This window comes from Stutzerimonas sp. LR2 (genome assembly GCF_055755175.1).
In genome coordinates this window covers 301025-323262 of record NZ_JBVTRR010000001.1, presented here as the reverse complement: position 1 = coordinate 323262, position 22238 = coordinate 301025, and the positions used below count along the sequence as shown (strand labels likewise).

Here is a 22238-nt window from a genome sequence, read left to right as displayed (position 1 = left end):
GACGGGGCCCGCGCCGGATCGTTCAGGGCGCTTTGTCACAAGGTTGTGCGATTCACTCCATGGCGAAACCGTGCTGACGCCAGGCCTCGTAGACCGCGATGGCCACGGTGTTGGACAGGTTCAGGCTGCGGCTGTCGGGACGCATCGGCAGGCGCAAGCGCTGCTCGTTGGGGAGGGCATCGCGGATATCTGGCGGCAGGCCGCGGCTTTCGGGGCCGAACAGCAGGGCGTCGCCGCGCCGGTAACGCACCTCGTGGAAGGGCTGCGAGCCCTTGGTGGTGAAGGCGAACAGCCGTGGGCCGTCCGGGTTGGCGGCGTCGATGCCGATCCGCGCGAGGCAGCTCGGCAGATCGGCGTGGCGCTCCAGCGTGGCATATTCGTGATAATCCAGGCCGGCGCGGCGCAGGCGTTTATCGTCCAGCTCGTAACCCAGCGGCTCGATGAGGTGCAGGTGGCAGCCGGTATTGGCGCAGAGCCTGATAATGTTGCCGGTATTGGGCGGTATTTCCGGTTGGAACAGGATCACGTGAAACATGCGCAGCACCGAGGTTGAAGACCGGCGGCATTCTACCGGGGCGAAGGACCCGATGCGCCGCATACGCCGGACCTTTTTCGGTTCGCTGGTGCTGATCGGGCTGCTGGTGGGGCTGATGATCGGCCGGCTCACCGCGCCCGGGCCGGTGCAGCTGGAGGCGGTGCAGGTGCTGCCACAGGGGCTGTCGCTGCGCTTCGACCGCAAGCCGGAGACCTATGACGAGCATCTGGAGGGGGCGTTCGCCCTGTTGTTCCAGGCCGAGGGCGAGGCGCAATCCGGGCAGCTGCAGATCGACGGCATGCCTGTGGCCTGGCGCGTGCAGCAGACCGAGAAGGGCCTGCTGTTGCATCTGGTGGCGGCGCGGCGGCTGCAGGGGCAGTGGCATGGCGCGCGCGGCGACGGCGGCTGGCAGGTGGAGGTCAGCGTGTCGCCCTGGCGACCATGACGGATTCGCACATGGCTGGTGCGTCAGAAAGAAGAACCCCGCCAGTGGCGGGGTTCTTTGTCGCAGGTCGGATCAGCGTCTGATCAGCTGTCGTCGCCGTCGTCGTCATCGCTGCCATCGACGCGCATGCCCAGCTCCTTGATCTTGCGCGTCAGGGTGTTGCGACCCCAGCCAAGCAGCAGCGCGGCATCGCGGCGGCGACCGGCGGTGTGCTTGAGCGCGGTCTCGATCATGATGCGCTCGAAGGCCGGCACCGCCTCGTCGAGCAGGTTGCTCTGGCCGCGCGCCAGGGCCTGATCCGACCAGTTGCGCAGCGCCTGTTCCCAGTTGTGCGCCGGCTGCGCCTCGGCCTGCTGGTTGAGCAGCTCGGGCGGCAGGTCGTCGACATGCACTTCGCGCCCGGACGCCATGACCGTGATCCAGCGGCAGGTGTTCTCCAGTTGGCGCACGTTGCCCGGCCAGGGCAGATGCTGCAGGTATTCCTTGGTTTCCGGCTTGAGCACCTTGGTCTCCACCGACAGCTCCTGCGCGGCGCTGGCGAGGAAGTGTTCGGCCAGTGCCGGAATGTCTTCGCGGCGATCGGCCAGGCGCGGAATGTGGATGCGGATGACGTTCAGCCGGTGGAACAGGTCTTCGCGGAACTTGCCGGCCTGCACCAGGGTTTCCAGGTCCTGGTGCGTCGCGGCGATGATGCGCACGTCGACCCGCACCGGCGTGTGGCCGCCGACCCGGTAGAACTCGCCATCGGCCAGCACGCGCAGCAGGCGGGTCTGGGTGTCGGCCGGCATGTCGCCGATCTCATCGAGGAACAGGGTGCCGCCGTCGGCCTGCTCGAAGCGGCCGCGGCGCTGATTGGCCGCACCGGTGAAGGCACCTTTCTCGTGACCGAACAGCTCGGATTCCATCAGGTCCTTGGGAATCGCCGCCATGTTCAGCGCAATGAACGGCGATGCCGAGCGTGGGCTGTGGCGGTGCAGCGCATGGGCCACCAGCTCCTTGCCGGTACCCGATTCGCCATTGATCAGCACGGTGATGTTGGAATGGCTGAGGCGGCCGATGGCGCGGAACACCTCCTGCATCGCCGGTGCCTCGCCGATGATCTCCGGTGTGTGATGACGGTTGGCCGGCTGCTGCTGGTTCTGCTGTTCCTGGGCGTGCTGGTTGGCGCGCTTGACCAGCGACACGGCGTCGTCGACGTCGAACGGCTTGGGCAAGTACTCGAAGGCGCCGCCCTGGTAGGAAGCCACCGCGCTGTCCAGGTCGGAGTGCGCGGTCATGATGATCACCGGCAGGCGCGGGTACTGCTCGCGGATCTGCGAGAGCATGTCCAGGCCGCTGAGGCCGGGCATGCGGATGTCGGAGATGATCACATCCGGCTGCTGGCGGGCGAGGCGGGCCAGCACGCTGTCAGCGCTGTCGAAGCTCTGCGTGGCCATGCCTTCCTGTTGCAGGGCCTTTTCCAGGACCCAGCGGATGGAGCGGTCGTCGTCGACGATCCAGACGTTTTCGCTTCGGCTCATGCTGATGTGGCTCCTTGTTCCAGCGGAAGGAAGATCGAGAACACGGTGTGGCCGGGGTGGCTCTCGCATTCGATCAGACCCTGGTGCTGACTGATGATGTTCTGGGTGATGGCCAGGCCCAGCCCGGTTCCGTCCGGGCGACCGCTGACCATCGGGTAGAAGAGCGTGTTCTGCAGTTCGGCGGGGATGCCCGGGCCGTTGTCGATGATCTCGATGCGCGCCACCAGGCGATGACGGATATGGCCGATGGTGAACTGGCGCAGCGTGCGGGTGCGCAGGGTCAGGCGGCCCAGGCCCAGCTCGTTCTGCCCGGCGAGGGCCTGCATGGCGTTGCGCATGATATTGAGCACGGCCTGGATCATCTGTTCGCGGTCCATCAGGACCTCGGGAATGCTCGGGTCATAGTCGCGCACCAAAATGATGCTTCCCTGGCATTCGGCCTCGATCAGGCTGGCCACATGTTCGAGCACTTCGTGGATGTTGGTCATCGCCAGTGACGGCAGCTTGTTCGAGCCGAGCATGCGGTCGACGAGGTTTCTCAGCCGGTCAGCTTCCTCAATGATGACTTCGGTGTAGTCCTTCAGGTGTTCTTCCGGCAGCTCGCGGGCCAGCAGCTGCGCCGCGCCGCGAATGCCGCCCAGAGGGTTCTTGATCTCGTGGGCCAGGCCGCGCACCAGCATCTTGGTGGTTTCCTGCTTGGACAGCTGGGCCTCTTCCTTGGTGATGCGCAGCAGCCGGTCGCGTGGCAGCACTTCCAGCAACAGCATGGTCTCCTGGCGCGTCAGCACCGGGGTCACCGCGTAGTCGACGGTCAGCGACTGGCCGGTGGCGGAGGTCAGGGTTGCCTCGCGTTTGGTGAAGGGGTGGGCTTCTTCCACAGCCTGGCGCAATGCCGCCAGGGCTTCCGGTGATTCGGTGAACAGTTCGCTGATGAATTGCCCATGGCTGCGCTGACCGCTGACGGCCAGCAGCATTTCGGCTGCCGGGTTCATGTATTCCAGACGCAAGCGCGAGTTGAGCAGCAGCGTCGCGGTGGTCAGGTTCTCGATCAGCAGGCGTTGCAGGGCTTCGTTGATCATGGCTGGTCTGCATCCGAAGGTTCGTGCAGGAAATGCAAGAACCAAACCAAGCGCGCCATTGCGGCGCGGATCGGTGTGATGCTGCAGCCCTACGGGCTGTCCGGTGACCCAATTTGGTGACGAACGATCGGCTCGTTCATTGGGCGCACCAAACAGGTGCACTCAATGATCATAGAAAGGGCACGAAAGGAATGTCGCGTTTTTCTACCGGTTTGTCCTTGAGCGGGCATTCCGGGCGCACGCCGTAATCGGCTTTCTTGCACGGATTGACCATGCGCCGCTGGGCCAATGAGGTGCGAATCAGATGGAAGGACCGGCTTTCTGACTGTTGCAGGACCCGCTCCTGTGCGTCTACCACCGCGACCGCCAGCTGATGGGTGCCGCGATCGACATTGCTCAGCTGGAAGCTGGTCTGCTCGCCGGGGGCGCCGAATGGCTCGCCGTCAAGCAGCAGCTGGTAGAAATGGCCGGGCTGCAGCGCGGGCTCGGCCTCTACGGTGACGCTGACCGTGCCGGCGTTGTTGCGGATCGCCTCGTCTGCGGTCGGGCTGAGGATCTGCAGCTGATAGCGGATGGCTGCCGCCTGCTGCTTCGGCGGCTGGACCGCACGCGGGGCGGGTGTCGGCTGGCTTGCCATGCTGTTGGAGGGCTTCAGCTGCACCTCTTCCACTGCCTGGCCGCTAGGGCGGTCGGTAAAGACCCGGTTGCCCTCGGCATCCGTGTAGGAATAGATACCGCCCAGCGCAGGCAGGGCGGTGCCGAGCAACAGGATGGTCGTGACGTTGCGAAGGATGCTCAAGGAGCTGGTCTCGGCTTCGGTGGCGGCGGACGCAGTGCGGGGCTCGAGGTATTGACCCGCTGCACGGTGAACAACACCGGCTCGCTGCGCTGGATGATGCGCTCGCCGCTCAGTACCTCGACGTGCAGGCGATGGTCGCCGCGTTCGACGTTGTTCAGTTGCAGCGAGGTCGCCGGGCTGGGTGCGGCCTGGGGGATGCCGTCGAGCATGAAGCGCAAGGTATGGCCCGGTTGCAGCGGCGGTTCCAGCAGGGCGCTGACGACGAAGGTGCCGTTATTGGCGCGCAGTGCCTCGGCGTCGGGAATGCCGCTCAGCATCAGCGTCTGGTAGGGCGCCTGCTGGTTCTGCTGACGGTCCGGCAGAGGAGGCGGCGGCTCGGGCGTGCGGATGTTCACGGTGTTGGCCGGCGGCAGGTCCACGGTGTCGGCCTGCACGCCTTCCGGCGGCTGGTTGGTGAACACCGTATTGCCTTGCGCGTCGGTGTACTTGTAGATCTCGGCGAAGGCCGGGACGCTGAGGATGAACAGCAGGCTGAACAGGGCGCTACGCATGGGAGGCTCCGCGGAGTTTGACTGCCGAAGCCTTGCACTGCAGCGGCCTTCAGGCAAGCACGATCGCTGCGATTTGCGAGGCGTGACAAGCTGCACGGATCACGGTCGCCGGGCAGAAACGAAGAAGGCCACCCGAGGGTGGCCTTCCTGTCACGCGAACTGGATCAGACGCTGTAGTACAGGTCGTATTCCAGCGGGTGCACGAAGGTGCGCACCTTGATCTCTTCCTCGGACTTCAGCTCGATGTAGGCATCGATGAACTCGTCGGAGAACACGCCGCCCTTGGTCAGGAACGCGCGGCCCTTGTCCAGCTCTTCCAGGGCTTCCTTCAGGCTGCCGCAGACCTGCGGGATCAGCTTGCCTTCTTCCGGCGGCAGATCGTACAGGTTCTTGTCGGCGGCATCGCCAGGATGGATCTTGTTCTGGATGCCATCCAGGCCAGCCATCAGCAGTGCAGCGAAGCACAGGTACGGGTTGGCAGCCGGGTCCGGGAAGCGCGCTTCGATACGACGGGCTTTCGGGCTGGAAACGTACGGAATACGGATCGAGGCCGAGCGGTTGCGCGCCGAGTAGGCCAGCATGACCGGTGCTTCGAAGCCCGGGACCAGACGCTTGTAGGAGTTGGTCGACGGGTTGGTGAAGCCGTTCAGCGCCTTGCCGTGCTTGATGATGCCGCCGATGAAGTACAGAGCGGTCTCGGACAGGCCGGCATAGCCTTCGCCAGCGAAGGTGTTCTTGCCGTCCTTGGAGATCGACATGTGTACGTGCATGCCCGAGCCGTTGTCGCCGTACAGCGGCTTCGGCATGAAGGTGGCGGTCTTGCCGTAGGCGTCGGCGACGTTGTGCACGCAGTACTTCAGGGTCTGAACTTCGTCAGCCTTGGCGACCAGGGTGTTGAACTTCACGCCGATTTCGTTCTGACCGGCAGTGGCCACTTCGTGGTGGTGCACTTCGACGACCAGGCCCATCTCTTCCATGGCGTTGCACATGGCGGTACGGATTTCGTGGTCGTGGTCGCACGGCGGAACCGGGAAATAACCGCCCTTGACGGCCGGGCGATGGCCCTTGTTGCCGCCTTCGACGTCCTGGTCGGTCATCCAGGAGCCCTGCTCGGAGTAGATCTTGAACATCGAGCCGGAGATGTCCGACTTGAACTTGACCTGGTCGAAGATGAAGAACTCCGGCTCCGGGCCAACGAAAACGGTGTCACCGATACCGGTGGTCTTGAGGAATTCCTCGGCGCGCTTGGCGATGGAGCGCGGGTCGCGGTCGTAGCCCTGCATGGTGCTCGGCTCGACGATGTCGCAGACCAGGATCAGGGTCGGCTCTTCGGTGAACGGATCGAGTACCGCGGTCTCGTCGACCGGCATCAGGATCATGTCGGAGGCTTCGATGCCTTTCCAGCCATGGATGGACGAACCGTCGAACATCTTGCCGTGCTCGAAGAAGTCTTCATCCTGGGCATCACGAGCCGGGACGGTGACGTGGTGCTGCTTGCCTTTGGTATCGGTGAAGCGCAGATCAATCCACTTCACATCGTAATCTTTGATCAGTTGAAGCGACTTCGACATGGTGTTCTCCAAGTGGTGGAAGCGTGACAGTGAGCTTCCGAATCAGGGTGAAGCCGGGCGGCGATGTTCCGCCAAGGCGACCTGCCTCACAAGAGAGCAAATTGCATGCCAGTGCTCCTTCTTGGGACTGCAGGCCCGCAACAGCGCTGCCGCGGCGTTTGGCCGTGCTAAATGCTAGTCGTCATGGTCAAAGCGTGCGCGTTAATGGTGCGAGCGGTCGTGGCTGCGCATTGTTTTGGTGCGCGGCGCCCGGCCTCAAAGAAAGCGATTAAATCTTGAGCAGTTTCCGCTATACTCCGCGCCCCTCTTTTCCAGCCATACCGGCACCCGCGCTGTTTCCATGAAGCTGATCGTCAAGGTTTTTCCCGAAATCACCATCAAGAGCCCGCCGGTGCGCAAGGGCTTCATTCGCCAGTTGGCGAAGAACATCCGCACCGTGCTGCGCGAGCTCGACCCCGAGGTGCGGGTCGAAGGCGTGTGGGACAACATCGAGGTGGAAACCGCGCTCAGCGAGCCCAAGCCGCTGCGCGAGATGATCGAGCGCCTGCGCTGCACGCCCGGCATCGCCCATTGTCTGGAAGTGCACGAATACCCGCTGGGTGATCTCGACGACATCGTCGCCAGGTGCAAGGCGCATTACGCCGAGCGCCTGCCGGGCAGGATCTTCGCCGTGCGCTGCAAGCGCGCTGGCAAGCACCCGTTCAGCTCCATGGATGTCGAGCGCCATGTAGGCAGCCAGCTGCGTCAGCAGTGCGGTGCCGCCGGCATCTCGCTGAAGGCACCGGAGATCGAGGTGCGCATGGAAATTCGCGACCAGCGCCTGTTCGTCGTACACGAGCAGCACGATGGCATCGGCGGCTACCCGCTGGGTGCGCTGGAGCAGACGCTGGTGCTGATGTCCGGTGGTTTCGACTCCACCGTTGCCGCCTACCAGATGATGCGTCGCGGCCTGATGACCCACTTCTGCTTCTTCAACCTCGGCGGCCGCGCCCATGAGCTGGGCGTGATGGAAGTGGCCCACTATCTATGGAAGAAGTACGGCAGCTCGCACCGCGTGCTGTTCATCAGCGTGCCGTTCGAGGAAGTGGTCGGCGAAATCCTGCAGAAGGTCGACAACAGTCAGATGGGCGTGGTCCTGAAACGCATGATGCTGCGTGCCTCGACCGAAATCGCCGAGCGCCTGCATATCGACGCGCTGGTCACAGGCGAGGCGATTTCCCAGGTGTCCAGCCAGACCCTGCCGAACCTCTCGGTGATCGATTCGGCCACCGACATGCTGGTGCTGCGCCCGCTGATCGCCAGCCACAAGCAGGACATCATCGACACCGCCTTCCAGATCGGCACCGCCGAGTTCGCCAAGAACATGCCCGAGTACTGCGGCGTGATCTCCAAGAACCCCACCACCCGCGCCAAGCGCTATCGCGTCGAGCACGAGGAAAAGCAGTTCGACATGGCCATCCTCGAGCGCGCTCTGGCCAGTGCCCGTCAGGTACCGATCGACCGGGTGATCGACGAACTGGGCGAAGACATCAAGGTCGAGGAAGTCAGCGAGGCAATGGCCGGCCAGGTCATCCTCGACATTCGTCACCCCGATGCCGCCGAGGACGAACCCCTCGAACTGTCCGGCATCGAAGTTCAGACCCTGCCGTTCTACGCGCTGAACAACCGTTTCAAGGAACTGGATGAAAACCGCCAGTACCTGCTGTATTGCGACAAAGGTGTCATGAGCCGCCTGCATGCTCACCATCTGCTGAGCGAGGGGCATGTAAATGTTCGCGTCTATCGTCCGGCCTGACGCATCGGTGAAACAGCCGGGGCTATTGGGTGGCAGCATTCGCCACCGCCCTCCCGACCGCTGCTGATCGCAAGGCCCCAGTCGTAACCAATCGGACAGCCTGACGTCGTCCGGACTATTCCCAGCTTCCAGCCCGAGCTCGAAGCCATCTACAGAGAAACGAATCAGTGATCGAGAATCTTCGCAACATCGCCATCATCGCCCACGTCGACCATGGCAAGACCACCCTCGTCGACAAGCTGCTACGCCTGTCCGGCACCCTGGACCGCAAAGAAGCGGAAAACGAGCGCGTGATGGACTCCAACGACCAGGAAAAGGAACGCGGCATCACCATCCTGGCCAAGAACACCGCACTGAAGTGGAACGGCTACAACATCAACATCGTCGACACCCCCGGCCACGCCGACTTCGGCGGTGAAGTCGAGCGCGTGATGAGCATGGTGGACTCCGTACTGCTGGTGGTCGACGCCCAGGACGGCCCCATGCCGCAGACCCGCTTCGTGACCCAGAAGGCGTTCAAGGCCGGCCTGCGTCCGATCGTCGTGGTCAACAAGATCGACCGTCCGGGCGCGCGTCCTGACTGGGTCATCGACCAGATCTTCGACCTGTTCGACAACCTCGGCGCCAGCGACGAGCAGCTGGACTTCCCGATCGTCTATGCCAGCGCCCTGAACGGCATCGCCGGCATGGACCACGAGAACATGGACGACAACATGGATGCCCTGTTCCAGGCCATCATCGACCATGTTCCGGCGCCCAAGGTGGACGTCGACGGCCCGTTCCAGATGCAGATCTCCCAGCTGGACTACAACAGCTTCCTCGGTGTGATCGGTATCGGCCGCATCGCTCGCGGCACCATCAAGGCCAACAGCCCGGTGACCGCCATCGGCGCCGACGGCAAGAAGCGTAACGGCCGTATCCTGAAGATCATGGGTCACTCCGGTCTGCAGCGCGTGGAAGTCCAGGAAGCCACCGCCGGCGATATCGTCTGCGTATCCGGCATGGACGAGCTGTACATCTCCGACACCCTCTGCGACCAGAACACCGTCGAGGCGCTGCCGCCGCTGACCGTCGACCAGCCGACCGTATCCATGACCTTCCAGGTCAACGACTCGCCCTTCGCCGGCAAGGAAGGCAAGTTCGTCACCAGCCGCAACATCAAGGACCGTCTGGACAAGGAACTGCTGCACAACGTGGCGCTGCGTGTCGAGCAGGGCGACAGCCCGGAGAAGTTCAAGGTCTCCGGCCGTGGTGAGCTGCACCTGTCGGTACTGATCGAAACCATGCGCCGCGAAGGCTTCGAGCTGGCCGTCGGCCGCCCGGAAGTGGTGATCATCGAGAACGAGGCCGGCGAGAAGCAGGAGCCCTACGAGAACGTCACCATCGACATCGAGGAACAGCATCAGGGGCCGGTGATGGAACAGATGGGCCTGCGCAAGGGCGATCTGACCAACATGATCCCCGACGGCAAGGGTCGCATCCGCCTGGAGTACACCATCCCGGCGCGCGGCCTGATCGGTTTCCGCAACAACTTCCTGACCCTGACCTCGGGTACCGGCATCCTGACCTCGACCTTCAGCCACTACGGCCCGATCAAGGCCGGCGAAGTCACCAACCGCCAGAACGGCGTGCTGGTCTCCATGGCCACCGGTACCGCACTGACCTACTCGCTGGAAACCCTGCAGGCTCGCGGCAAGCTGTTCCTCGAGCCCGGCCAGGACATCTACGAAGGCCAGCTGTGCGGCATCAACAGCCGTGACAACGACCTGGTGATCAACCCCACCAAGGGCAAGAAGCTCGACAACATGCGCGCGTCCGGCAAGGACGAGGTCATCGCCCTGGTTCCGCCGATCAAGTTCACCCTCGAACAGGCACTGGAGTTCATCGCCGACGACGAGCTGGTGGAAGTGACGCCGAAATCGATCCGTCTGCGCAAGAAGATGCTGAACGAGAACGACCGCAAGCGTTACGAGCGCAGCAAGGTGTAATCCCCGTTGCGAAACTGCAAAAAGGCGCCTTCGGGCGCCTTTTTGCGTTTCTACGCACGCCGCACATCGGCCAGCGCAGCGGCGCCGGGACCTGTGAGGACGTTGCATTGAAAGTTGTACAACCCTTTTACAGCAGCATCGCTTAGCCGGATCCCTATCAGCCGGGCTCACCGCCAGCAGTTCGCGCCCGTCCAGGCGGCAATAAAACTTGTACAAGTAATGTCACAATGACATGATGTTGTACAAGTTTTGGCTCGGTGCAATGTGTCCGGGTCCTCGATGACTGACCGATTGGCTGCCGAGCAGCCTCGCAAAGGGAGTGTTCGATGAACAAGCAGATGTCGGTTTCCATGCGCCTGGGCCTGGGATTTTTCGTGATTCTGGCGTTGATGGTGGCGGTCGCCGTGGTCAGCGCGCTCAAAGTCGACGTCATCGACCGGAGCATGAGTCAGATCAGCTCGCAGGCTGGGCTGAAACAACGCTATGCGATCAACTTCCGTGGCAGCGTGCACGACCGTGCGATTGCCGTGCGCGACGCCGTCAGTGCTGCTGATCCCGCGCTCGCTCGCGGGCAGGTGGCGGAGATCGAGCGCCTGGCGCAGCTGTATGCTGACTCGGCGGCGCCGATGAAGACGATGCTCGCGCAGCCCTCTGCCGATACCGTAGAAAAGCAGCTGATGCAGCAGATCGAGACCATCGAGGCGAAGACCAATGCGCTGACCCAGCAGGTGGTCGAACTGCGCTTCAGCGAGGATTCGGCGCGTGCCCACGAATTCCTCTTGGACAATGTCGCCGGGGCCTATACCGAATGGCTGCGGCTGATCAATGCATTCATCGATCACCAGGAAGCGAGCATCAATCAGGACGTGGCCGTGGTCCGGGAAACCGCCAGCGGCTTCCTCGCGCTCATCGTCGCGGTGACTGGCGTGGCGGTTCTGCTCGGGGTGGCCATTGCCGTCGTGATCATCCGCAAGCTGCGCTCGACCCTCGGCGCCGAGCCTGACGAGGTGGCCCGCGTGATCGGCAACCTGGCCAATGGCGATCTCGGCCAGGTAATCGTTACCCCGTACCCGGACAGCGTCATGGGGGCGACCGCCAAGATGGCCAGCCGCCTCACCGCAATCATTGCCGAGGTGCGCGCTGCCGCCGACGGCGTCGGTGTCGCTTCGGGTGAGCTGCGTACCTCGTCGGCGAACAGCAATCAGCAGATCCAGCATCAGTCGGCCGAGGCCGAGCAGGTGGCCACGGCGATCAATCAGATGGCCACGACGGTGAACGAGGTGGCGAGCTTCGCCGCCCGCGCCGCCGCAGCGGCGAAGAGCGCCGACGAGCAGGTCGAGACCGGTACGCGAATCGTCGGCGAAACAGCCGTCTCCATCCATAACCTGGCCAAAGTGCTGGAAAGCGCGACCGAAACCGTCAACCAGGTCTCGGCGCAAAGCGGCGATATCGAAAAGATCCTGCAGGTCATCACCGCGATCGCCGAGCAGACCAACCTGCTCGCGCTCAATGCGGCGATCGAGGCGGCGCGTGCCGGCGAGCATGGTCGCGGCTTCGCAGTGGTGGCCGACGAGGTGCGCTCGCTGGCCAACCGCACGCAGCTGTCGTCCAGCGAAATCAGCGAGATGATCGCCTCGCTGCAGGCTGGCGCCGGCAGAGCGGTGGAGGTGATGCAGTCGAGCAAGCAGCTGGCGCAGCAGACCGTCGAGCAGACGCTGCAGGCGGAGAATGCGCTGGCCAAGATTCGTCAGGAAGTGGGTTCGATCAACGAAATGAACGCGCAGATCGCGACGGCTTCCGAGGAGCAGGGCGCAGTGGCGGAAGAGGTCAATCAGAGTGTCACGCGTATCCACGACTCCACCGTCGCCAGTTCCGCCGCCTCGAACCAGGTGGCGTCTTCCAGCCAGGACCTGACCCTGCTCGCCGAGGAGCTGAATCGCAAGGTCAACTACTTCCGCGGTTGAAGACCCGTTGGCTGGACAGAAAAGCCCCGACCACAAGGCCGGGGCTTTTCACTTTCCGACGATCTGGAATGCCGGTCAGGTAAAGAACAGCGGCACCACGACGCTGGAAATCAGCAGGATCAATGCACCGCCCAGGCGCGAGGAGATCTGCGCGAAGGGCATCAGCGACATGCGTCGGGCGGCGGAGAGCACCGCGACATCACCGGTGCCGCCCATGTTGGCCATGCACAGGCCGGCGGTGATGGCCGACTCGATCGGATAGAAGCCCACCAGTTTGCCCACCAGGCCGGCGCCGAACGCCGCACCGGCAACCACGGCGAAAACGATCAGCACATAGGTCAGCGAGATGGCGTCGATCACCTGGCCGAGGTCGGTGAAGGCCACGCCGATGCCGAACAGCAGGGCGAAGGTCCAGTTGCGTGCGACGAAGCGGAACCACTGGGAGGCGGCGTCGTTGATCGACTCGGGCACCAGGTTGCTGATCTTGAGCAGCGCCACCAGCACGATCATCAGTGCATAGGGATGCAACGGCACGAACTTGCCGAGGATCTGCCCGGCGATGAAGAAGCTCAGTGCCGCGACCAGACCGATGCCCAGCGCGGGTAGGGTGATCGGGCCTTCCTTGTCGCTGACATCCACGCCCGGCATCATCTGGCCGTTGCCGGTCAGTGACGGGTAGCGATTGCCCAGGCCGTTGAGCATTCCGGCGATGATGATCGCGAAGACGTTGCCCAGGGCCAGGGCCGGCACCAGGATCGAGATGTAGTAGCTGGCCGGCTGTCCGAGCAACTGCTCGTAGATCTGGCTCATCGGTACCGCACCGGCACCCATGCCGCCGCCCATGATCGGCATGGCGATGACCACCACCGCATCCTGCGGCGAGAAACCGAGCAGCGCGCCGACGGCCATGGCGAACAGCGCCGCGAACAGCACCGAGCAAAGCAGCGGCAGCGCATAGCGCGAGCCGACCTTGACCAGCACCTTGGCGTCCATGCCGAGGATGCTGCCGGTGATCAGCGCGGCGATATAGAAGTCGAGAAAGCCGCCGCCCTTCATGAAGCTGGCGACGTCATCCGCCACCGCCTTGGGCAGCCAGCCGAAATAGACCATGGCCGCGGCACCGAACAGCGCCAGGATCGCGCCGCCGCCCAGGTAGGTCTTGATGATCGGCAAGCGGTCGCCGGCAAAGCCGAGCAATTCGCCTAGCAGCATCATCACCAGCAACGCGCCGATCATCCCGCTGGGCAGGGTATCGGTGGCGATGGCGGCGACCATGACGAGCAGGGCGATGGCGAACAGTGGCAGCGGCAGATTGAAGATGCGCTGGGAAAACACGGACAGGGACGGGTTGCAGTCAGGCACGGCAGTGCTCAACGGGGTCCGATTCATTGTTGTACTCCTTCGAACGCGGCAGCCAGGCGGCGCGCGTACGGGTCATGGTTGCGATAGCGCCCGATGCGGGCGGACGTGCACAGCCGGACAACCGTGCGGGGCTACCTTAAGCAGAGATGCTTCGCGGCCAATGTTTGGCGAAGTTAAAAAAGCATTACGAAACTAAAAAAAGCGCCACCGAGCTTGACCCGCCGGCGCCCCGCTGGCTCGATCCAGCCCTCTATCGCGGCCCTTGAGCGGCCGCTCAGCCACTGGAGAACGACCTTGCGCCTGCGCCTGAACACCCTGATCTCGCTGCTGGTCGCCGTCATGCTGGTGCTGGCCCTCGGCCTTGCGCTCTGGCTGTTCAACGTCCAGCTGCAGGACACCCTCGAAGAAGGCCAGGCCGCGCGGGTGACCAACGTCGCACAGAGCGTTGCGGCGCGTGACGACGTGCGCCAGGCACTGGTCGGGATGACCATGGATTTCACAGCCGACAACCCGCTGCAACGCGATATCGACGATCTGCGCCAGCGGCTGGGGGTCGACTTCATCGTGGTGATGGATCGGCATGCCCTGCGCCTCACCCATCCGGAACCGGCACGCATCGGCCAGGCCTTTCGCGGTGATGATGAAGGCCCGGCGCTGGCCGGCGAAACCTACAGTTCGCGCGCCGAAGGCAGCCTGGGTACCAGCATCCGCGGCTTTGCTCCGGTGCTGGACGCACAGGGCGACGTGCTCGGCGCGGTATCGGTCGGCGTGACCCTGGCCTCCCTTGGTGAGCTGCTCAGCGAGCATCGGCGCGACGTGGTGGTCGGCGTGCTCGTGCTGATGCTGCTGACCGTGCTCGGCGCGCACCTGCTGGCGCGCTATATCAAGCGCGTGCTGTTGGGGCTGGAGCCCTACGAAATCACCCGCCTGGTGGAAGAGCGCCAGGCGATGCTGGCCTCGGTGCGCGAGGGCGTGCTGGCGGTCGACGATCAGGCGCGCATCACCTTGGTCAACCCGGCCGCGGAGCGCCTGCTGGTCAGCACCGGGCTGGGCAAGCCTCCGCTGGGGCGGCCGATCGCCGAGTACCTGCCCACCAGCGGCCTGCCCGAAGTGCTGGCCAGCGCCAGCGAGCAGCTGGATCGCGAGTTCAGCCTCAACGGCCTGGCCATCCTGGCCAACCGCGCGCCGATTCGTCACCAGGGCCGGGTGATCGGGGCCATCGCCACCTTCCGCGACAAGAGTGAAGTCAACGCGCTGGCCGAACAGCTGACCGGCGTCAGCCGCTATGCCGAAGCGCTGCGCGCGGCGACCCACGAGTTCAAGAACAAGCTGCACGTGCTGCTCGGGCTGGCGCAGATGGGTGATCTGGATGCGCTGCGCGCCTACCTGCGCGACCTCGCCGATCACCAGCTGGCGCCCGCCACGGCGCTGGTGGAGGGCATCGGCGAACCGGTCCTGGCCGGCTTCCTGCTGGGCAAGCAGAGCGAAGCCCGCGAGCGCGGCATCGTTTTCCAGGTGGAGGTCGAACATCCGGTGCCGGCCGCCGCGCCGGAACGGATCCACGGCCTGGTGACCATCCTCGGCAACCTGCTAGAGAACGCCTTCGAGGCCGTCGCCGAGCAGGCCGAGCAGCGTGTCAGTCTGACCCTCGACTACGACGAGGCGCTGCTCTCGCTGCACGTACAGGACAGCGGCGGCGGCATCCAGCCCGAGGTGCGCGAGCAGATCTTCGAGCGCGGCGTATCGACCAAGGGCGAGCGGCGCGGCATCGGTCTGGCCGCGGTGCGCGAACAGGTCGACGCCTGGGGCGGTACCCTGGCGGTCTATTCGGAAGCGGGCCGCGGCAGCCTGTTCGAGGTCGAGCTGCCCTATCGCACCGCCGCCACGGAGGGAACACCATGAAAACCGCCCTGCGCGTGTTGATCGTCGAGGACGACCCGATGGTCATGCGCCTGAACGTGGACTATCTGGCCCGTCTCGACGGCATCGAGCTGGTCGGCCAGTGTGCCAGCGTGCCGGCGGCACTCGAACTGCTGGCGGACGAGACGGTGGACCTGCTGCTGCTCGACGTCTACTTGCGCAACCGCTCCGGCCTCGAGGTGCTGCGCTACCTGCGTGCCGAGGACCGCAACACCGATGCCGTGCTGATCACTGCGGCATCGGAGATCGAGACGGTGCGTGCCGCCCAGCGCCTCGGCGCGCGGGATTACCTGGTCAAACCGTTCAGTTTCGAACGCTTCCGCGATGCCGTGGAGAGCTGCCGGCGCGCCCGTGATGCGCTATCGCGGTTGCCGGAACAGCTCGGCCAGGGCGACATCGACCGGCTGTTCAGTCAGCCTGCCGCGGCGGACGTGCGTCGTCCCGGCGACCTGCCCAAGGGGCTGACGCCGGCATCGCTGGCCCAGGTGGCGCAGGCGATCCTGGCGCTGGAGGAAGACAGTTTCACCAGCGAAAACCTGCTGACCGCCACCGGGATGTCCCGCGTCTCGGTGCGCAAGTACCTCAAGCACCTGACGGATGCGCAGCTGCTGGAGGAGTCCTTCCACTACGGGCAGATCGGCCGGCCGTCGTTCCGCTATCGCTGCCTCGACCGTGTTGCGCTGCAGCGGCTGGCACAGGGCTGACGGTGCCTATCGCCGGCCCGCCAGCCGGCTAGCCCGTTGAAGACGCCCGACCCGTGGCATGGCCAGCCGGGGCGACGGTGGCGTTACTGGCGCACCCAGGTCTGGCTGCGACCCAGCGCCTCGATGCCGATGTAGCCGCGTACCTCCAGCTTGTTGCCGCCATCCAGCAGCCTGGCCTTGGAGCGGTACGTCTTGCCCTTGGCCGGGTCGAGGATGGTGCCGTTGCTCCAGACCTGCTCGCCGTCCGGCTTGAGGTCCCAGAGAATGGTCATGCCGGTGATGGGCTGGTCCTTGCGCTCGCCTTCGCACTCGCTGCACAGCGGGTTCGGGCCATGGTCCGACTGCAGGATTTCCACCACCTTGCCGGTCAGGCTGCCATCGGCCGCCTGCTGGATCTCGACGATGGACTTGGGCTTGCCGGTTTCGTCGTCGATGGTCTGCCAGCGCCCGGCGGGCGAGTCGGCGGCTGAGGCCAGCGAAGAGAATGCGAGCGGCAGGGCCAGCAGCAGGGCGTTGAACAGTGGGCGCATGGTTTCTCCAGTGATCGAATAGGTGGCACCGACTCTATCACCGGCGATACAGCCCGGTTGCTGCTTGCCGGCTGACCGGTTGGTTCTCGTCACATACGCCCTTTTAGTCGTCCTGTTTCGGCTGGGTTCGGCATGGCTGAGGGCAAATCGGCGGTGAAGGCGATGTCGCGCCTGCGCGCGTGGCTGACTCGCGGGGCCACTAAGCTGGCCTGCAGCGCGAGTCTGCATGCCATTCCGTACCGCTAGACTGTTCCGTCGCCAGAACAAGAAGAAGAGAAACCCTCGTGACCGTCGCCCTTACGCTGTATCCGCTTCATCTCAACGAAAAGCCCCCTATCGAGGGGCAGCCCCGTATTGGTCTGCCTGCCGGTTTTCGGCCGGTCGCTGTCTACGCCTGGGAGGGCACGGCCGCAGGCGCGGGCGTGCCGGGGAGCGCTGGCAGTAGTGACGCGAGCGACCGCGTATGAGCACCGAAGGCATGGCACTGGACACGTGGCGCGCGAACGCTCGCGAATTCTCGTTCGGCGGCAAGCGCATTCGCTACTGGACGGCCGGCGAAGGTGAGCCGCTGCTGTTGATCCATGGCTTTCCCACCGCCAGCTGGGACTGGCACAAGGTCTGGCAGCCGCTGGCGGCGCGTTACCGGCTGATTGCCTGTGACATGCTCGGCTTCGGCTATTCGGCCAAGCCGCGCAGGCACACCTACAGCCTGATCGAACAGGCTGACCTGCAGCAGGCACTGCTGGCGGAGCTGGGTATCGGCGGTGCGATCCATGTGCTGGCGCATGACTATGGCGATAGCGTCGCCCAGGAGCTGCTGGCGCGGCATTGCGAAGGGCGCATCACGCTGGCCAGCTGCGTGTTCCTCAATGGCGGGCTGTTCCCTGAAACCCATCATCCGGTGCGGGTGCAGAAACTGCTGCTCGGCCCGTTCGGCTTTCTGCTAGGCCGGCTGTTCTCGCGGCGTACGCTAGGGGCGACGTTCGGCCGGGTGTTCGGTGCGCAGACGCAGCCGAGCGATGCCGAACTGGACGATTACTGGCGACTGATCGCCGAAGGCAACGGACCTGCGGTGATGCACCGGCTGATCCGCTACATGCCGGAGCGGGTCGCACAACGCGAGCGATGGGTGGCGGCCATGCAGCGCGGCGATGTGCCGATGCGGGTGATCGACGGCGCGGCCGATCCGATCTCCGGCGCGCACATGGTGGCCCGCTACCGCGAGCTGATTCCCGCGCCCGACACTGTGCTGCTGGAGGGCATCGGTCACTACCCGCAGGTCGAGGCGCCGGAGCGGGTGCTCGAACACTACTTCGCCTTCAGGCAGGGACTGCACGGGCGGTGACCGCGCCGGACCTCTGCCCAACGCTTCTCGAAGCACGCCGCTGTTGAAGCGTGGCGCATCAGGTTGTCGTTATCAAAAACCCAAAGAGCCCCGCCGGCATCGGCCGGGCGGGGCTCCGATCGTTCGGGCGAGCTGCTTTGCCAGCAGCGCCGGGACGGCTTACTGCATCATCGCAATCACGCGGTTGCGCAGCTCCGGGTCGGTCTGCACGGCTTCGTTGATGGCGTTGTATTCCTCGATGCTGATGTTGTTTTCCTCGATCACACCAAGCATTTTCTCGTTGGCCTGCTGCTGAAGGTCGCGGGCCTTGTTGGCGTCTTCGGTCTGTTGCAGCTTGCCGGTGAACTCCTCGCGGATCTGCATGATCTCGCCGAGCGACTCGGCAAAGCTCTCCAGTTTTTTCTCGCTGAACTGCTGCGCCTGAGCGCCGGCGGCGGGCTGGGCAGCCGGTGCCGGGTTGGCTGATTGGGCCGATGCGAGGGGGGCGGCCAGGCCGAGGAACAGCGAAAAGATACCGGCGAAGGCGAGACGAGCGTTGTGCTGGGTCATGTTCATTCCTGCTTCGGTTAAAGACGGGTTCGCTGGTGCAGTAGCCGTGCCAGCTTTTCGATAAAAGTTCATGTCATTGATTTGAATGGCATTTTTCGTTTCGTCGGGGTGCGGTGGACCTGTCGGGCAGCGGTCTGTAGTGTGCCGGTATGACACATGTATCACTCTGGCAGCGGCCAGCCAGTCTGCGCGGCGCGCTCTTGCTCAAGGTCATCGTGCCGCTCATGGCAATCATGTTCGGCTTCAGTTCGGTGGTGCTCTGGACGGTGGAGCGCAACAGCGAGCGGCGGCTGCAGGCCGAGGTGGAGCTGGTGGCGCGGGCGGTGCGCCTGCCGCTCAGCGCCAGCCTGGAGAAGAACCATGAGCGCACCCTGCAGCAGGTGCTGGAATCGGTGCTTGGCGTCGGCCGCGTCTATGGCGCCTACGTCTACGACCGTGACGGCAAGCTGGCTGCCTATGCCGGTGCGGTGGAACCGGATCAGGATGCGTCGGCGATCCAGCAGCTCACCGAAGGCGGCGAGCTGACCGGCGAGTACCAGCGCATCAACGGTCGCCCGGTGTATTCCTATTTCGTTCCGCTGGAAGAGAGCGGTGGGCAGATCAATGGCCTGCTGCAGGTGACCCGGCGCTGGGGTGACTTCGAACGCGACATCCGTCGCCTGCGGCTGATCGCTGCCGGGCTGGGTGGGCTGCTGGCCGGCGTGGCGCTGGTGGTGATCCTGCTTGGCCACCGTTCGGCCGTGGGCAAGCACCTGCAGCAACTGGCGCGCAGCATGGAGCGGGTCGCGGCCGGCGACCGCGAGCATCGTGCACCGCGCAGCGGGCCGCAGGAGATCATGGTGCTGTCCGGCGCGTTGAACCAGATGCTCGACAGCATCGCCGCCGCCGAACGCCAGGTCGCCGAGCAGCAGGCCCGCGAGGAGCAGTTGCAGGCGCGCCTGCGTCAGAGCCAGCAGCTGGCGGCAGTGGGGCGGCTGGCGGCCGGCGTGGCCCACGAGCTGGGCAGCCCGCTGAGCGTGATCGATGGCAAGGCGCAGCGGGTGTTGCGCGACGACGAGCTGGCCGAAACCCATCGCCGCGCGCTGTTGCAGATTCGCCAGCAGGTGGCGCGGCTCAGCGCGATTGTCCGTCAGCTGCTGGATTTCGGCCGGGCCGCCGGCTCACCCCCGCGCCGTGTGCCGGCCGAGGTGCTGGCGCATTCGGCCGCCGCCGCGGTGGCCGACGAGCTGGCCGCGCTCGAAGTCCGCCTGCAGCTGCAGGCGCCGCCGCAGACACTGCATTGCCGGGTCGACCCGCCGCGTTTCGAGCAGGCGCTGACCAATCTGTTGCGCAACGCCGCCCAGGCCAGCCCGGGAGGCGAGGTACGGCTGAGCTGGTGGGGCGACGGTCGTGAGTTGTTCATGCAGGTCGAGGATGACGGCCCGGGCATTGCCGAAAGCCATCGCGGAGCGCTGTTCGAGCCGTTCTTCACCACCAAGGCGGTGGGCGAAGGCAGCGGCCTCGGCCTGGCGGTGGCCCATGGGGTGGTCAGCGAGTGCGGCGGGCGTATCGAGCTGGTCCACGGCCGGCTGCCGGGTGCGGCATTTCGCATCGCGCTGCCATTGAGCGAGGAGGAGAATCATGACTGACGCGGTGCAGGAGCGTGTGCTGCTGGTCGAGGACGATGACAGCCTGCGCCAGCTGCTGGTGGAGGAGCTGGAGGATCGCGGGCTGCAGGTGCGTGCGCTGGCCAGCGCCGAGGAGGCGGTGGGTTCCCTGGAAAGCTGGGAGCCGGCGCTGGTGGTCAGCGACCTGCGCCTGCCCGGCGCTGATGGCATGGCGCTGCTGCGGCGGGTGAAGAGCATGCAGGCGGCACCGGCCTTTCTGGTGATCACCGCGTTCGGCAGCATTCAGCAGGCGGTGGCGGCGCTCAAGGAAGGCGCCGACGAGTTCCTCACCAAGCCGCTGGACCTCGAGCACTTCGCTCTGGCGGTCGGCCGCGCGCTGGAGACGCGGCGCCTGCGCGACGAAGTGCGACGCTTCCAGCAGCTGCTGAGCGATGATCGCTTCCACGGCATGCTCGGCCGCAGCCGGGTGATGCGCGGGCTGTTCGACCAGATCCGCCAGCTCGCCCGTGCCGAAGGGCCGGTGCTGGTGATCGGCGAGAGCGGCACCGGCAAGGAACTGGTGGCCAGGGCGGTGCACGCCGAGAGCGAGCGCGCCGGCGGCCCGTTCCTGGCCATCAACTGCGCCGGGTTGCCGGCCGAGCTCCTGGAAAGCGAGTTCTTCGGCCATGTCGCCGGTGCCTTCACCGGCGCCAATCGCGCGCACAAGGGACTGTTCCAACAGGCCGACGGCGGTACGCTGTTTCTCGACGAGATCGGCGAGATGCCGCTGCCGCTGCAGGCCAAGCTCCTGCGCGTGCTGCAGGAAGGCACGATCCGCCCGGTGGGTGCCGAGCGCGAACTCAGCGTGGACGTGCGCATCATCGCCGCCAGCAATCGCCCGCTGGAAACCGAGGCCGGGCGCGAGGCGTTCCGCGAAGACCTGTTCTTCCGTCTGGAAACCTTCATTCTGCAGGTGCCGCCGTTGCGTGATCGCGAGGAGGACCTCGAATTGCTGGCCGCCGGCTTCGTCGCCCACTTTGCCGCACGCGGCGGACGGCCGGTGCGCGGCATCGCGCCGGCGGCGCTGGAGCAGCTACGCCGCTATCCGTTCCCGGGCAACGTGCGCGAGCTGCAGAACGCCATCGAGCGGGCGGTGACCTTCTGCCACGGGCGCAGCATCGAGCTGGAGCACCTGCCCAGCCGCATCGCCAGCTACCGTGACGACAAGGCCCGCAGCGCCGGGGCCGAGCTGCTCGCCGAGCTCAGCGATGGCCCGTTGCTGCCGACCCTGGAAGAGCTGGAACTGCGTTATATCGAGCACGTGCTCAAGCTGGTGGATGGCAACAAGCGCCGCGCGGCGGCCTTGCTCGGCATCGGACGGCGCACGCTGTACAGACGCCTCGGCGAGCGCGAGGAAGGCTGATCGGGCTCGCCGCAGGGCGCCCGAAGGCGCACACTGCCGGCCTTTTCCCAGTGAGGAGCGAACATGCTCAACAACGACGTCCTGCGCAGCCTGCGCTACACCCTCAAGGTCAGCGATGCGCAGATGGCCGAAATCGCGGCCCTGGGTGGTTGCACGGTTGCCGAGGCCGAGGTTCGCGCCTGGCTCAGCCGCGAGGACGAGGACGGCTATCAGGAATGCCCCGACGAGGCGATGGCGCGTTTTCTCGACGGGCTGATCTATTTCAAGCGTGGCAAGGATGAAAGCCGCCCGGCACCGCCGCTGGAACTGCCGGTCAGCAACAACCAGATCCTGAAGAAACTGCGGGTGGCCTTCGAGCTGCGCGACGAAGACCTGCAGGCGATCCTGCATGCCGCCGATCTGCAGCTGTCGAAATCCGAGCTCGGCGCACTGTTCCGCAAGCCCGGGCACAGCAACTATCGGCCCTGCGGCGACCAGCTGCTGCGCAATTTCCTCAAGGGGCTTTCGCTGCGCCAGGGCTGAGCTGCACCGCAGGGCACCTCGAGTGGTAAATGGCCGGGCGGCCGCTACGC

Annotated in this window: 19 protein-coding genes; 10 read left to right on the top strand and 9 right to left on the bottom strand. The window is 65.1% G+C overall.

The features are described from left to right. Positions 1–52 precede the first annotated feature (52 nt). Positions 53–535, bottom strand: a complete 483-nt coding sequence (locus ACVRRC_RS01500; protein ID WP_011911585.1) for a tRNA (cytidine(34)-2'-O)-methyltransferase — start codon at positions 533–535, stop codon at positions 53–55. On the opposite strand from ACVRRC_RS01500, the gene ACVRRC_RS01495 reads away from it, so the two are divergent. Beyond that, a complete protein-coding gene (locus ACVRRC_RS01495; protein ID WP_045157962.1) occupies positions 534–980 on the top strand; it encodes a hypothetical protein in 447 nt (148 codons plus the stop codon). The genes ACVRRC_RS01500 and ACVRRC_RS01495 overlap by 2 nt on opposite strands. A gap of 83 nt (positions 981–1063) precedes the next feature. On the opposite strand, the gene ntrC is transcribed toward ACVRRC_RS01495, so the two are convergent. From ntrC to glnA, 5 genes are all read right to left on the bottom strand, one after another. After that, positions 1064–2500, bottom strand: coding sequence for a nitrogen regulation protein NR(I) (ntrC, locus tag ACVRRC_RS01490; RefSeq protein ID WP_011911587.1), 1437 nt, complete (start codon positions 2498–2500; stop codon positions 1064–1066). Next, the gene (gene glnL / locus ACVRRC_RS01485; protein ID WP_017244102.1) at positions 2497–3579 is read right to left on the bottom strand and encodes a nitrogen regulation protein NR(II); all 1083 of its coding nucleotides are present in this window, start codon (positions 3577–3579) and stop codon (positions 2497–2499) included. The genes ntrC and glnL overlap by 4 nt, the downstream gene beginning before the upstream one ends. A 169-nt stretch (positions 3580–3748) precedes the next feature. Next, positions 3749–4378, bottom strand: coding sequence for a DUF4124 domain-containing protein (locus tag ACVRRC_RS01480; protein WP_080965120.1), 630 nt, complete (start codon positions 4376–4378; stop codon positions 3749–3751). After that, positions 4375–4929 carry a DUF4124 domain-containing protein gene (locus tag ACVRRC_RS01475; RefSeq protein WP_011911590.1) on the bottom strand — a complete coding sequence of 185 codons (555 nt, stop codon included), beginning with the start codon at positions 4927–4929 and terminating at the stop codon, positions 4375–4377. Before ACVRRC_RS01475 ends, ACVRRC_RS01480 begins: the two co-directional genes overlap by 4 nt. Before the next feature lie 164 nt (positions 4930–5093). Further along, complete coding sequence (gene glnA, locus ACVRRC_RS01470) at positions 5094–6500, bottom strand: glutamate--ammonia ligase (RefSeq protein ID WP_011911591.1); 1407 nt, start codon at positions 6498–6500, stop codon at positions 5094–5096. A gap of 340 nt (positions 6501–6840) precedes the next feature. Between glnA and thiI the strand changes: the two genes are divergently transcribed. The 3 genes from thiI (at position 6841) to ACVRRC_RS01455 (ending at position 12247) form a co-directional block, all read left to right on the top strand. After that, positions 6841–8295 (top strand): tRNA uracil 4-sulfurtransferase ThiI, encoded by a 1455-nt coding sequence (gene thiI / locus ACVRRC_RS01465; RefSeq protein ID WP_019407520.1) that lies wholly within the window; start codon positions 6841–6843, stop codon positions 8293–8295. Between the two features lie 167 nt (positions 8296–8462). Beyond that, the gene (gene typA, locus ACVRRC_RS01460; protein ID WP_011911593.1) at positions 8463–10283 is read left to right on the top strand and encodes a translational GTPase TypA; all 1821 of its coding nucleotides are present in this window, start codon (positions 8463–8465) and stop codon (positions 10281–10283) included. Positions 10284–10609: 326 nt separating this feature from the next. Then, entirely contained in the window at positions 10610–12247 is a 1638-nt protein-coding gene (locus ACVRRC_RS01455; RefSeq protein ID WP_095460831.1) for a methyl-accepting chemotaxis protein, read from the top strand. Between the two features lie 75 nt (positions 12248–12322). Here ACVRRC_RS01455 and ACVRRC_RS01450 read toward each other — a convergent pair whose 3' ends face one another. Then, on the bottom strand, positions 12323–13636 hold the full coding sequence (locus ACVRRC_RS01450) for a 2-hydroxycarboxylate transporter family protein (protein WP_014595592.1): 1314 nt from the start codon (positions 13634–13636) through the stop codon (positions 12323–12325). Between the two features lie 267 nt (positions 13637–13903). Between ACVRRC_RS01450 and dcuS the strand changes: the two genes are divergently transcribed. Then, positions 13904–15511 (top strand): DcuS/MalK family sensor histidine kinase, encoded by a 1608-nt coding sequence (gene dcuS / locus ACVRRC_RS01445; RefSeq protein WP_019407522.1) that lies wholly within the window; start codon positions 13904–13906, stop codon positions 15509–15511. Beyond that, positions 15508–16233 (top strand): response regulator, encoded by a 726-nt coding sequence (locus ACVRRC_RS01440; protein ID WP_017244096.1) that lies wholly within the window; start codon positions 15508–15510, stop codon positions 16231–16233. Before dcuS ends, ACVRRC_RS01440 begins: the two co-directional genes overlap by 4 nt. A gap of 83 nt (positions 16234–16316) precedes the next feature. Here ACVRRC_RS01440 and ACVRRC_RS01435 read toward each other — a convergent pair whose 3' ends face one another. After that, positions 16317–16763: a DUF2147 domain-containing protein gene (locus ACVRRC_RS01435; RefSeq protein WP_061373814.1), complete on the bottom strand. Its 447-nt coding sequence runs from the start codon at positions 16761–16763 to the stop codon at positions 16317–16319. A 463-nt stretch (positions 16764–17226) separates the two neighbouring features. Here ACVRRC_RS01435 and ACVRRC_RS01430 point away from each other — a divergent pair, with 463 nt between their 5' ends. Continuing rightward, positions 17227–18108, top strand: coding sequence for an alpha/beta fold hydrolase (locus ACVRRC_RS01430; protein WP_041755247.1), 882 nt, complete (start codon positions 17227–17229; stop codon positions 18106–18108). A 159-nt stretch (positions 18109–18267) separates the two neighbouring features. Here the strand turns inward: ACVRRC_RS01430 and ACVRRC_RS01425 are convergent, their stop codons facing one another. After that, a complete protein-coding gene (locus tag ACVRRC_RS01425) occupies positions 18268–18657 on the bottom strand; it encodes a DUF4168 domain-containing protein (RefSeq protein ID WP_017244093.1) in 390 nt (129 codons plus the stop codon). Between the two features lie 149 nt (positions 18658–18806). Here ACVRRC_RS01425 and ACVRRC_RS01420 point away from each other — a divergent pair, with 149 nt between their 5' ends. The 3 genes from ACVRRC_RS01420 (at position 18807) to ACVRRC_RS01410 (ending at position 22188) form a co-directional block, all read left to right on the top strand. Then, positions 18807–20285 carry a sensor histidine kinase gene (locus ACVRRC_RS01420; protein WP_472996541.1) on the top strand — a complete coding sequence of 493 codons (1479 nt, stop codon included), beginning with the start codon at positions 18807–18809 and terminating at the stop codon, positions 20283–20285. Continuing rightward, positions 20278–21666 (top strand): sigma-54-dependent transcriptional regulator, encoded by a 1389-nt coding sequence (locus tag ACVRRC_RS01415; RefSeq protein WP_011911602.1) that lies wholly within the window; start codon positions 20278–20280, stop codon positions 21664–21666. The genes ACVRRC_RS01420 and ACVRRC_RS01415 overlap by 8 nt, the downstream gene beginning before the upstream one ends. 63 nt (positions 21667–21729) lie before the next feature. Further along, the gene (locus ACVRRC_RS01410) at positions 21730–22188 is read left to right on the top strand and encodes a YehS family protein (RefSeq protein WP_011911603.1); all 459 of its coding nucleotides are present in this window, start codon (positions 21730–21732) and stop codon (positions 22186–22188) included. Positions 22189–22238: the final 50 nt, after the last annotated feature.